The organism is Mesorhizobium sp. WSM4840, assembly GCF_055811755.1.
This window is the reverse complement of sequence record NZ_JBVVQD010000005.1, coordinates 158,098-170,306: the sequence shown is the minus strand read 5'-3', so window position 1 is coordinate 170,306 and position 12,209 is coordinate 158,098. Positions and strand designations below refer to the sequence as shown.

General features: G+C 64.0%; 10 protein-coding genes. 3 read left to right on the top strand and 7 right to left on the bottom strand.

Annotated elements, in window-relative coordinates; translation table 11 throughout:
• Positions 1-138: 138 nt before the first annotated feature.
• Complete coding sequence (gene gltX / locus AC0L3I_RS09825) at positions 139-1,563, bottom strand: glutamate--tRNA ligase (RefSeq protein ID WP_473526772.1); 1,425 nt, start codon at positions 1,561-1,563, stop codon at positions 139-141.
• Between the two features lie 102 nt (positions 1,564-1,665).
• Here gltX and AC0L3I_RS09820 point away from each other — a divergent pair, with 102 nt between their 5' ends.
• Positions 1,666-4,122, top strand: coding sequence for a ComEC/Rec2 family competence protein (locus tag AC0L3I_RS09820; RefSeq protein ID WP_473526771.1), 2,457 nt, complete (start codon positions 1,666-1,668; stop codon positions 4,120-4,122).
• On the opposite strand, the gene lexA is transcribed toward AC0L3I_RS09820, so the two are convergent.
• The 6 genes from lexA to AC0L3I_RS09790 all read right to left on the bottom strand — a co-directional run bounded on the left by lexA (position 4,116) and on the right by AC0L3I_RS09790 (position 10,482).
• On the bottom strand, positions 4,116-4,853 hold the full coding sequence (lexA, locus tag AC0L3I_RS09815; RefSeq protein WP_095492879.1) for a transcriptional repressor LexA: 738 nt from the start codon (positions 4,851-4,853) through the stop codon (positions 4,116-4,118). The genes AC0L3I_RS09820 and lexA overlap by 7 nt on opposite strands.
• A 104-nt stretch (positions 4,854-4,957) precedes the next feature.
• Positions 4,958-6,163: a molybdopterin molybdotransferase MoeA gene (locus tag AC0L3I_RS09810; RefSeq protein ID WP_473487003.1), complete on the bottom strand. Its 1,206-nt coding sequence runs from the start codon at positions 6,161-6,163 to the stop codon at positions 4,958-4,960.
• 2 nt (positions 6,164-6,165) lie between these two features.
• Positions 6,166-6,660: a cyclic pyranopterin monophosphate synthase MoaC gene (gene moaC, locus AC0L3I_RS09805; RefSeq protein WP_473487002.1), complete on the bottom strand. Its 495-nt coding sequence runs from the start codon at positions 6,658-6,660 to the stop codon at positions 6,166-6,168.
• Between the two features lie 66 nt (positions 6,661-6,726).
• Positions 6,727-7,578 (bottom strand): indole-3-glycerol phosphate synthase TrpC, encoded by an 852-nt coding sequence (gene trpC, locus AC0L3I_RS09800; protein ID WP_473526770.1) that lies wholly within the window; start codon positions 7,576-7,578, stop codon positions 6,727-6,729.
• 4 nt (positions 7,579-7,582) lie between these two features.
• Positions 7,583-8,593, bottom strand: coding sequence for an anthranilate phosphoribosyltransferase (gene trpD, locus AC0L3I_RS09795; RefSeq protein WP_473487000.1), 1,011 nt, complete (start codon positions 8,591-8,593; stop codon positions 7,583-7,585).
• On the bottom strand, positions 8,590-10,482 hold the full coding sequence (locus AC0L3I_RS09790; protein ID WP_473526769.1) for a SurA N-terminal domain-containing protein: 1,893 nt from the start codon (positions 10,480-10,482) through the stop codon (positions 8,590-8,592). Before AC0L3I_RS09790 ends, trpD begins: the two co-directional genes overlap by 4 nt.
• 144 nt (positions 10,483-10,626) lie before the next feature.
• Between AC0L3I_RS09790 and tpiA the strand changes: the two genes are divergently transcribed.
• Together tpiA and secG are read left to right on the top strand one after the other, a co-directional pair.
• Positions 10,627-11,394 (top strand): triose-phosphate isomerase, encoded by a 768-nt coding sequence (tpiA, locus tag AC0L3I_RS09785; RefSeq protein WP_473486998.1) that lies wholly within the window; start codon positions 10,627-10,629, stop codon positions 11,392-11,394.
• A gap of 178 nt (positions 11,395-11,572) precedes the next feature.
• Complete coding sequence (gene secG, locus AC0L3I_RS09780) at positions 11,573-12,058, top strand: preprotein translocase subunit SecG (RefSeq protein ID WP_473486997.1); 486 nt, start codon at positions 11,573-11,575, stop codon at positions 12,056-12,058.
• The last annotated feature ends 151 nt before the right edge of the window (positions 12,059-12,209 follow it).

Here is a 12,209-nt window from a genome sequence, read left to right as displayed (position 1 = left end):
TCTGCAACGCAACACGTCGAAAGCATCGGAGTTCGCGCGTTTGCGCCCGCAATTGGATTTGCGTGCCAAATTGGGCCAAGACCTAATGTTGCACTGCGAAACCCACCTTTCAATGCCAATCTTCTTGGGCCAGTTTTGCTAATCGATTTGATCCGCGACGCGCGCCAGGCTTTCCTCACGGCCAAGCACGGCAAGCACGTCGAACACGCCGGGCGAGGTGCTTTTGCCGGTGAGCGCGGCGCGCAAAGGTTGGGCCACAGCGCCGAGCTTATGGCCGCCGGCCACCGCATATTCCCTGATCGCGGCTTCCGCCGCTTCGGCCGTCCAGTCGCCTGAAATCGCCTTCAGCGCCGCGTGGGCGCCCCGCAGGATCTCGCGCGCTTCACCGCCGAGCAATGCAGCCGCCTTCTCGTCGATCGGCAGCGGCCGCTCGGCAAACAGGAAGGCGGCACCGTCGGCCAGTTCGACCAGCGTCTTGGCGCGCTCCTTTAGGCCTGGCAGCGCGGCGAGCATCTGTGCCTTGCGCGTGTCGTCGAGGCGCGCTGCGATCGCCGGGCCGCCTTCGAGATAGGGCAAGGTGTTGATGAAGATATCGAGCAATTCGGCGTCGTTCATGCGGCGCATATGCACGCCGTTCAGCGCCTCGAGCTTGGCGAAGTCGAAGCGGGCGGCCCCCTTGTTGACGTCGCCGATGTCGAACCAGGCAATCATGTCGGCGATCGACATGACCTCGTCGTCGCCGTGGCTCCAGCCGAGCCGCGCCAGGTAGTTGAGCAGTGCCTCAGGCAGGTACCCCATGGCACGATAGGCTTCGACGCCGAGGGCGCCGTGCCGCTTCGACAGCTTGGCGCCGTCGGCGCCATGGATCAGTGGGATATGCGACATCGACGGCACGTCCCAGCCCATGGCTCGATAGATCACCATCTGGCGGGCGGCATTGGTCAGATGATCGTCGCCGCGGATGATGTGGGTGATGCCCATGTCGTGGTCGTCGACGACGACGGCATGCATATAGGTCGGATTGCCGTCCGAGCGCAGGATGATGAAATCGTCGAGATCCTTGTTGGAGAAGCGGACTTCGCCCTGCACGAGATCATGCACCACCGTCTCGCCGTCGGCCGGCGCCTTGATTCGGATCGCGCCCTTGGCGCCGGCTGGCGCCTCGGACGGGTCGCGGTCGCGCCAGCGGCCGTCATAGCGGGGAGGCAAGCCCTTGGCCCGCGCGCTCTCACGCATCGCTTCCAGTTCAGCCGGCGTAGCGTAGCAGTAATAGGCCTTGCCCATGCGCACCAGTTCCTCGGCGACCACGCGGTGGCGCGGCGCGCGCTCGAACTGCGATACCGGCTCGCCGTCCCAGGTGAGGCCGAGCCAGGAGAGTCCGTCGAGGATGGCGGCGGTTGCCGCATCGGTCGAACGCTCACGATCGGTGTCCTCGATGCGCAGCAGCATCGTGCCGCCGGTGTGTTTCGCATACAGCCAGTTGAACAGCGCCGTGCGCGCGCCGCCAATATGCAGGAAGCCGGTGGGCGAGGGGGCGAAACGGGTGACGACCTTGTCGGACATGGAACTCTCAGGCAAGCGCAGGAAGCGGATGTGATTGCGCGGACTTTCGCGCGTCGCGCGTTCATGTAGCATAGGAGGTCAAGGGCGCAAGGGGCAGACCCGATGGCTGGACCAGGCCGCGGCGCGGACAAGAGCGAGGGCACGACCACAAGCGTCAGCGAACGATCGCTGTTTGCCGACGTTCCCCACGCCGAGCCGCTACCCGTTTCGCTGCCTGCGTCGCACCCGGGCATTCAGCCCCTTTCGCCGGACCGCGCCGCGCCAACACCGGCTCCAACACCCGGGCCTGTCATTCGTTTCCGCCGACAGCTTAGCCATCTTTCACCATCCGGTATCCGCAACAGCGTGGCCTCGGCAGCCGGCCTGGAACTAGACCGCGGCGTCGCCTTTCTGCTGGTGCCGGTTTTTCTGGCATGCGGGGTGATCGTCTATTTTTCGCTTGCCGTCGAACCGGACTTTCCGCAGCCTATTGCCGTCGTGGTCCTCACGGCATTGTGTGCGGCAGTGACACGCTCATGGCGCAAAACGCATCTGTGCTTCATGGCAGCGTTGCTGTGCGCACTCGGGCTACTCGCCGCCAAGGTTGAAACCTGGCGCGTGGGAACGCAGATGCTCGGCTCGGAAATCCAGACCCAGCTCACCGGCCGTGTCGTTAGGCTCGATCAGATGGCGAACGGCCGGATCAGGCTGACCATCGACGTGATGTCGACCGCCCGGCCGACACTGCGTTATGCGCCGGAACGTGTCAGGGTTTCGGCACGCAAAATTCCCGCTGAGATGACCGCAGGCTCGGTGGCAACCGGCTATGTGAGGCTTCTGCCTCCGACTGGCCCGGTTAGGCCGGACAGTTATGACTTCTCCTTCGACAGCTATTTCGCCGGTATCGGTGCCAGTGGCTTTTTCCTCGGCAATCCGAAGATCGTCGTTTCCGAAGATGCACCGTTCGCCGCGCGCATTTCTTCCTCGATCGAAAAGGCGCGTGAAACCATCGCCGACCATATCAGGGACAGCATCGGTGGCGCCGAGGGGGAGATTGCCGCCGCGCTGATCGTCGGCGTGCGTGCCGGCATTCCCGAAGAGATAAACGAATCGATGCGGCGCACCGGCATCTACCACATCATCTCGATTTCCGGCCTGCACATGGCGCTTGTCGCCGGCACCATCATGGGATTGCTGCGCGGCGCCTTTGCGCTGGTTCCCGATTTTTCGTCGCGCCGGCCGGTCAAAAAATATGCGGCTGCTGCCGCACTCGTTTCCATCGCTGCCTATCTGATTTTTTCCGGTATCGTGGTCGCGGCTGAACGCAGCTTTATCATGCTGGCGGTAATGCTTGTCGCCGTGCTGTTCGACCGGGCGGCACTCACCATGCGCAATCTGGCGATTTCGGCCATCGCCGTCATCGTCGTGTCGCCGCACGAGGTGGTCGGCCCAAGCTTCCAGATGTCCTTCGCCGCGACCGCTGCTCTCGTGGGCGCCTATGCCGGCTGGTCCGACTATCGTGCCGACAAGGCCACCGCGCCGCCACAGCGACGGTCAACGATCGCTTTCGTCACGCGAAAACTTGCCGCTGGGACAGGTACCATCGCAATGACCTCCATCATTGCCGGCAGCGCCACCGCACTCTTCGCCATCTGGCACTTCCAGCGCGTCTCGCCGCTCAGCCTGTTCGCCAATCTGGCCGTCATGCCGATCGTCACGGTCGTGATGTTCCTGGCCGTCGTCAGCGCCTTGGCAATGCCGTTCGGCTTCGACGGCCCTTTCCTATACATGATGGGCAAGGGGCTGACGGCCATGATTGCAATATCGGGATGGATCTCCGAGCGGTCGCCGGTCGATGCCGTCGGGCTGATCTCGTTGCAGTCGGTTCTGCTGGTGACGGCCGCCCTGGTCATCGCCACGATGGCAACGACATGGTTGCGGCTTGCGGCACTTCCCTTTGCGCTCGCCGGCCTGCTGACGATTTCCGAGACGCGCACCCCCGACGTGCTGATTTCGGAAGATGCGCATCTGGTGGCGCTGCCGATCGGCGGCGGCGAACTTGCCGTCAACCGGGTGCACTCGAACGAATTCACCACCGACAACTGGAAACATGCGCTGGTTTCAGCGACCATTGTCGAGCCGGAGACATTCGAAAAAGGAGACGTGCGGTTCGACATCGTCGACCCGGCCGACCTGCCGCCGGGAGCGCCCTTCTACTGCACTGCCGGCCTGTGCCTCGCCCGGCACCAGTCCGGCGCGATCATCGCGCTCGCCGACGACCGCAAAACCGCACGGCCAGCCTGTGCCTTTGCGGATTTGATCGTCATCGATGATGCCACAGCCTATTATAATCCCTGCCGCAATCCGCTGGTTCTCGTCGTCACCAAACGGCAGCTCGCTCGCATGGGCAGTGCCGCCGTCTTTTTCGATCCGCTATCTGCGACGACGCGCGCAGAAATCCGTTTTGCCGTCAGACAGCCCTATAGGCCTTGGCATGAGCAGCGGAGATTTTCGCGCGAGGCGAGGGGCCTGCCGCCATACCGCAGGGCCGAGAAACCCAAAAAGCCTGCCGTTCAGTAACGCCGGATCAGTCCGACGAGCTTGCCTTGCACCTTGACCCTGTCCGGCCCGAAGATGCGCGTCTCATAGGCCGGATTGGCGGCTTCCAGTGCGATCGAGGCACCTTTGCGGCGGAACCGCTTCAGCGTCGCTTCCTCGTCGTCGACCAAGGCGACGATGATCTCGCCAGGCTGGGCGGTGTCGGCGTTGCGGATGATGACCGTGTCGCCGTCGAAAATGCCGGCCTCGATCATCGAGTCACCCTTGACCTCCAGCGCGTAGTGCGTGCCGCCGGTGATCATGTCCGGTGGTACCGAAATCGAATGCGTCTGGTGCTGGATGGCGTCGATCGGCACACCGGCAGCGATGCGGCCCATCACCGGTATGGAGATGGTGGCAACGACGTCGTCGTCATTGCCGGCTGCGGGCATGCGCGAAGGCGCCGGCTTGATCTGTCGTCCGAGGCTGCCCTGCCCAAGGCTGCCCTGAATGACGCTTGGCGAGAATTTGCGCGCCGCATTGAGGCCGGGCGCGATCGAATCGGGCAGGCGCAGCACCTCCAGCGCGCGGGCGCGGTTGGGCAGGCGGCGAATGAAACCGCGCTCCTCCAGTGCAGTGATCAGCCGATGGATCCCCGACTTCGAGGCGAGGTCGAGCGCTTCCTTCATCTCGTCGAACGAGGGCGGAATGCCGCTTTCCTTCAGCCGCTCGTGGATGAACATCAGCAGTTCATGTTGTTTGCGTGTCAGCATCGCGACCCCCAACAGAATCAGAAAAACAAACCCAGAACAAACACTATCTGTTCCAGTTGTGTTCCGCAACCGTTTAAAATTTAATGAATGTGTTGACGTTTTGTTCAGCGTAGCATCAGCACGCTGCACGCGGCGCCCGTCGCGGCTGGGGGAGCGAACGGCTCGCGCACGATCAGCCCGTTGGCGTCGGCCAGCATTTTGAGCATCGAGGAATCCTGGATGCCGAACGGGGTCGCCAGCAGCGTGCCGGCTTCTTCGCTAACCACGGCGCGTACATAGTCCTGCCTGAGATCGTTGGCCGGCATGGCGGCGCCGAGCCGCGCCTGACGCATGTCCTGCCGGAAGGCGCGGCCGCCGAGCCGCGCAAGCAGCGGCGTCAGAAAGAGCTGCGTGCAGACCAGGCTCGCCACCGGATTGCCAGGCAGGCCGATGCAGCGGATGTCACCCAGCCGCCCGAACATCAGCGGCTTGCCGGGCCGCATGGCGATTTTCCAGAAATCGAGCGTCATGCCTTCACCGGTCAGCACGTCATGGACCAGGTCATGGTCGCCGACCGAGGCGCCGCCCAGCGTGACGATGACGTCGGCGCCTGCGTCGACCGCTTGTTTCACCAGCGTGGCGATCGCCTCCTTGCGGTCGGGGGCGATGCCGAGATCGAGCGCGCTGGCGCCGACCGAGCGGGCCGCGGCGGCGACGCCATAGGCATTGGACGAGATGATCTGGTCGGGGCCAAGGTCGCTGCCCGGCGGCAGCAATTCGTCGCCGGTGGCGATGATGGCGACCAACGGCCGTTTCACCACGCTGACCTGCGGGTGGTTGGCCGACGCCGCCAGCGACAATGCCGCCGGATCAAGCGGGCGGCCTTTCTCCAGCAGGACGTCGCCCTTCGAGAAATCGAGCCCGAGGCGGCGGATGTTGCGGCCTTCAACCGTCGACGCGGTCACTTCGATGCTGCCGCCGCCGAGGTCGCGGACATTCTCCTGGATGACGATGGTGTCCGCGCCTGCAGGAAGCGGCGCGCCGGTGAAGATGCGCACGGCCTGCGCCGGGCCGACTGTTCCGGCAAAGCCGCGTCCGGCCGGCGCCATGCCGATCACCGAAAGTCTTGCGGGCACGGATGCGACATCCTCGGCCCGCACGGCATAGCCGTCCATGGCGGACGCGTTGAACGGCGGCTGGGTGCGGAGCGCCAGGAGCGGCTCCGCCAGCACGCGGTCGGCGGCGTCCATCAGGGCGACGCTTTCAGCCTGCAAGGGCGCAGCATCCTCAAGCAGGCGCTCGAGCGCCTCGGCGACCGGAAGCAGTGCCATTATTAGCCTGCCCCCTTGGCATCCGCCTTGTAGTCGCCGGATTTGCCGCCGGTCTTTTCCGCCAGCCTGATGCCCGAGATCACCATGGCGCGGTCGACCGCCTTGGCCATGTCATAGATGGTCAGGCAGGCGACCGAGACGGCGGTCAGCGCTTCCATCTCGACGCCGGTCTTACCGGTGACGCGGGCCAGCGCCGTGACCTTCAGGCCTGGCAGCGTCGCGTCCGGTTCGATGTCAATGGATACCTTGGTCAACAGCAGCGGATGGCAGAGCGGGATCAGCTCATGCGTCCTCTTGGCCGCCATGATGCCGGCGATGCGCGCCGTGCCCAGCACGTCGCCCTTCTTGGCATCGCCGTCGAGAATCATCTTCAGCGTTTCGGGCCGCATCGAGACAAGACCTTCGGCGATTGCCGTGCGCGTCGTCTCCGCCTTGTCGCCGACATCGACCATATTGGCTTCGCCTTTCGCGCCAAGATGGGTGAGGGCGGCCGTCATCGTCAGGTCACCTTAGCGCGACGTGCGTCCGTCTGGACGCGCAAAGCACGCTCTAACACTTTGAATCTATGCATCGTGCTCTCCGAAAATCGATTCCGATTTTCGGGCCGATGCAATGGCGGGCGCATTGCCCGTCAAAAGCAGGCGCGTCGCAGTGGCCACGTCCTGTTGCCGCATCAGGCTCTCGCCGACGAGGAACGTACCGATGTCGCTCCGTTGCAGCCTGCGGCAGTCTTCGTGCGAGAAAATACCGCTCTCGCTGACCAGCAGGCGGTCTGCCGGCATCATCGTCGCGAGCCGCTCCGAGGTCTCGATGCTGGTTTCGAACGTCCGGAGATTGCGGTTGTTGATGCCGATCAGCCGCGATGACAGTTTCAGCGCGCGTTCCGTCTCAGCCTCGTCATGCACTTCGACCAGCGCGTCCATGCCGAGTTCGAACGCCGTCGTTTCGAGTTCCCTGGCCACGGCGTCATCGACGCTCGCCATGATGATCAGGATGGCGTCAGCGCCCCACGCACGGGCTTCGAATACCTGATAAGGCTCGAACAGAAAATCCTTGCGCAAAGCGGGCAATGTCACGGCGTTGCGCGCATCGGTGAGGAATTCAGGCGCACCCTGGAAGGACGGCGCGTCGGTCAGCACCGAAAGGCAGGCGGCGCCACCTTTCGCATAGGCCCTGGCCAGTGCCGGCGGATCGAAATCGGCACGGATCAGGCCCTTGGACGGGCTGGCCTTCTTGATCTCGGCGATCAGCGCGAAGCTGCCGGATTTGCGCCTGGCTTCAAGAGCCGAGAGAAAGCCGCGCGCTGCGTCGGTGTCCTTCGCCCGCGCCTTGACCTCGGCAAGCGGCACGCGCGCCTTCGCCGCGGCGATCTCGTCGCGCTTGTAGGCTTCGATCTTGCGCAGGATATCAGACACGGCTCTATCCGTTCGAAATCTCGACCAGCCGATCGAGCACTTTCAGCGCCCGGCCACTGTCGATGGCTTGCGCCGCCGTCGCCATGCCGTCGGCAAGCGTCGTCGCCTTGCCCGCCACCACCAGCCCCGCGCCGGCGTTCATCAGCACCGTATCACGAAAGGCGCCGGCAGCGCCGCCCAGCATGTCGCGCAGCGCCTGGGCGTTGTAGGCGGCATCGCCGCCGCGCAACTCGTCCTTGGTGTGCCGCTTCAGCCCAACCGCTTCCGGTGTCAGCGTAAAGGTTCGGATCTCGCCGCCGACCAGTTCGGCCACTTGGGTTTCACCGGTGGTGGTGATCTCGTCATAACCGTCGCCATGGGCGACCCAGGCGTGGTCGGCGCCCAGTGCCTTCAGCGTCTCGGCCACCGGCATGATCCATTCCGGCAAGAAGACGCCGACCATCTGCCGGCTCACACTGGCCGGATTAGAGAGCGGGCCAAGCAGGTTGAAGATGGTGCGGGTGCCGAGCTCGACGCGGATCGGACCGACATGCTTCATCGCCGGATGATGCGCCGGCGCGAACATGAAGCCGACGCCTGCATCGTGGATGCAGTGGCCGATCGTTTCCGGCGGGATATCGATCTTGACGCCGAGCGCGGTCAGCACGTCGGCGGCGCCGGTCTGCGAGGACAGTCCGCGATTGCCGTGCTTGGCCACCGGCACGCCGCAGGCGGCGATGACGAAGGCGGATGCGGTCGAGATGTTGACGCTGTGCGAATTGTCGCCGCCGGTGCCGACGATGTCGATCGCGCCAGCGGGCGCGTCGACGCGCAGCATCTTGGCGCGCATGGTGGCGACGGCGCCGGAAATCTCGCTCACCGTCTCGCCGCGCACGCGCAGCGCCATCAGGAAGCCGCCGATCTGGCCGGGCGTAGCGTCGCCCGACATGATGATGTCGAAGGCCTCGCGCGCTTCCTCGAAGGAAAGAGAATTGCCTGCGGCGACCTTGGCGATATGGGTCTTGAGCGCGCTCATCTGGTCAGGGCTTGGGCAACGGCGGTCTGGTCGATGCGAATGTCATATTGCGTCTGCAGCTGCGCCACCAGCTGGTCGAGCAGGTCATCGGACATGCCGGCGGTGAACGATTTCTGCGCCTCATCCGGCACCGAGCTGGCGTCGGCTCCGGCAGGCTCGAAGACTTCGGCGATCTTGAACAGGATCTGTCCGTCGCCGGTGGGCGAGGGGATCAATCCGGTCCCGCCTTGGCCTTCGCTGAACATCGCAGCCGCCCCTTCCTTGCCGAAATCGACGTCGTCCGCCTCGCGCTTGACGCCGCGCTTGGTCTGCTTCTCGAGCTTGAGCTCGCTCGCGATCACATCGAGCGTAGCGCCGGCATCGAGACGCTTTTCGAGTTCGCCCGCTTTTGCGGTGAGCCGCTTGGTCGTTTCCGCCGCCGTCCAGTCGGCCACCACCTTCTGGCGGACTTCATCCAGCGTGCGGTCGCGGGCCGGCGTGATCGACTCCACCTCGTAGAACACGAAGCCGTTGTCGGCGGTGGTGAGGTCGGGATTCTCGGTGCCGGGTTCGGCGTCGAACACCGCCTTAATGAGTTCCGGCGATTCCGGCAGGTCCTTGACGATGGTGCCGTCCGGCCTCAGGCCGGTGCGATCGATCGTGTCGATGGTGACGACCTTCAGCTTCAGTTTTTCAGCCGCTTCCTTGAGCGTGCTGCCCGAAGCGCGGATATCTTCGTAATTGTCATGCACGTCCAACAGAATGCGGCTTGCCTCGCCCAGCGCCAGATCCCTGCGGATATCGGCGGACACTTCGGCCAGCGGCTTCACCACTTCGGGCTTGATGTCGGTGACGCGCAGCAGCACCGGACCGAAGGCGCCCTGAACGACCGGACTGACTTCGTTGACATTGAGCGCAAACGCCGCATCCGCCACCGCCTTGTCGGCGATCTTGTCCTTGGACAGCGTGCCGAGCAGCGTGTCGGCTTGCGTCTTGCCCTCGGCGGCGACGATCTTGTCGAAGGTCGCGCCGGTCTTGAGTGAATCGAGCGCGGCCTTCGCGGCATCAGGCGTTTTGAACACGAGCTGTTCGATGGTGCGCGTTTCCGGCGTGGTGTAGCGCCCCTTGTTCTTGTTGTAGTCGTCGCTGACCTGTTGGTCGGTCACGGCGCTCAGATCCATGATGTCTTGCGGCTCGAGCCTGACATAGGAGAATTTGCGGTATTCGGGCGCCGCATAGGTCTTTTTGTTTTCCTCGAAATAAGCTGAAAGCGCAGTGTCGGATGGCGCTTCAATCGGCTCGACCAGCGATTTCGGCAAGGTCAGATAGTCAATGGTGCGGTCTTCGCCACGATAAAGCGCGACTGCCTTCAAGAAAGTATCCGGAGCCTTGAGGCCGTCCGAAACCGCCTCGACGATCTGCTGGCGCACAGCCACCTGGGCGCGATTCCTCAGATAGTCTTCCGGCCGCATGCCGACCTGTTGCAGTATGTATTCGAAAGTCCTTCTGTCGAAGGTGCCGCCGGGACCCTTGAAGGCCGGGTCTTCATGCGTGAGTTGGGCCAGCCGGTCCTTGGACAGCCCTAGTCCGATCTTGCGGGCCTGCTCATCGAGAACGGCGCCCGACACGAGTTGCGCCAGCACCTGGTTGTCGAGGCCGAGCGCCGTCGCCTGCTCGCGGCTGATGCGCTGGCCGAATTGCTGCGACATCACGCTGATCTGGCGATCATAGGCGAGGCGATACTCGTTGATCGACACTTTGGTGCCTCCGGCCGTGACAACTGCATCGTGGCCTGCAAAACCACCGACCAGCTGCCCGGAAATGCCCCAGACGGCGAAGCTCAACACCAACAATATCAGCAGTGCCTTCGCGACCCAGGTCCCCGCCGCGCTTCTCAAGATACTAAGCATGGTCACTTCCGATTTTTGCGCATTTTCGCATGCGCCGAGTCTGAAACAAGCGCAATAGCGTCCTTCCGGCCCACTGTCGATTGCTTTGTGGGCTGAGTTTGGTAGTGAGGACGCAGCCGAATATCGCCCGGAGGAACAAATCCCATGACGCCAGGAATCCGCCCGCTGGTCGCAGGCAACTGGAAAATGAACGGCACCAGCGCCTCGCTCAACGAACTCAGGATGATCGGCAACGGCTTTATGAGCGGGCTCGACGCGGAAACCGAAGCGCTGGTCTGCGTTCCGGCGACGCTGCTGGCGCATGCCGCAGAGATTTTGTCGCGCACGCCGGTCCGGGCCGGGGGCGAGGATTGCCACACCAAGGAGAGCGGCGCCCATACCGGCTGTATTTCGGCCGAGATGCTGAAAGACGCGGGCGCCAGCCACGTCATCGTCGGCCATTCCGAACGCCGCGCCGATCACAATGAGGACGACGCCATTGTACAGGCCAAGGCGTCCGCCGCGTGGCGAGCCGGACTGGTAGCCATCATCTGCATCGGTGAGACGAGAGCCGAACGCGAGGCAGGCGCGACGCTCGACGTGCTGTCGCGCCAGGTCGCCGGCTCGGTGCCGCCCGACGCCACGGCGTCGAATACCGTCATCGCCTACGAGCCGGTATGGGCGATCGGCACGGGACTGACGCCGACCGCCGCCGACGTTGCTGAGGCGCATGTGCATATTCGCGAAAAACTGTCGGAAAAGCTTGGCAGCGCGGCGGCGAAGATGCGCATCCTCTATGGCGGCTCGGTCAAGCCGTCGAACGCGGTCGAACTGCTCGGCGTGAAAAATGTCGATGGCGCGCTGGTCGGCGGCGCCAGTCTGAAGGCGGCGGACTTTCTCGGCATCGCCGAAGCCTATCGAAATATCTCGTAGCATCGAAAGGCTGTCGGACGCTTCGGATAGGCTGTGCCGCAGCGGAAATCGTTGCAAAGGGCGCATCGCTTCCCATATTCCGGCCACGGGCTTGGAAATGCCGTCAAAGCATTGTATTGAGCCGCCTCCAAATCACCGGCCGTATCCGCGGCCGCGCAAGGCTTTGCCAGGGTAAACTATGGAAACCGTACTGATCGTCGTCCACCTCATGGTCGTGCTCGCTCTTGTCGGCGTGGTGCTGCTGCAGCGCTCCGAAGGCGGCGGCCTCGGCATCGGCGGCGGATCGGGCTTCATGACCGCGCGCGGCGCGGCCAACGCGCTGACGCGGGCGACGGCGATCCTGGCGGCGGCTTTCTTCGCCACCTCGCTGACATTGTCGATCGTCGCCCGTTACGGCGAAAAGCCGATCGACATTCTCGATCGTGTGCCTGCGACTAACGGTGCGGGCGGCGTGCTCAACCAGTTGCCTGGCACCACGGCGCCGACACCACCTTCCGGCAATACGGCGCCAACGCCGCCTACCGGCAATACGGCGCCAACGCCGCCTTCCGGAAGTGATGCCGCAGCCCCGGCGCCGGCTGCGCCGCCTGCGGCGGGTTCGACCACGCCGCCGGCCACAAACGGCGTCACCCTGCCAGTAACGCCGCAGGTTCCAAACCAGTAATCAGCAGACGTTCGGCGCCGCGATCTGTTGTTGTTTGAACACAGTCGCGGCAAATGCCGCACGATCGCGAGGATTCGACCGGGCACGGCACGACAGGGCGCTTGAGGCGTCTCCGATTAATCGACTATAGATTGCGCGCGGCACTTTCGGG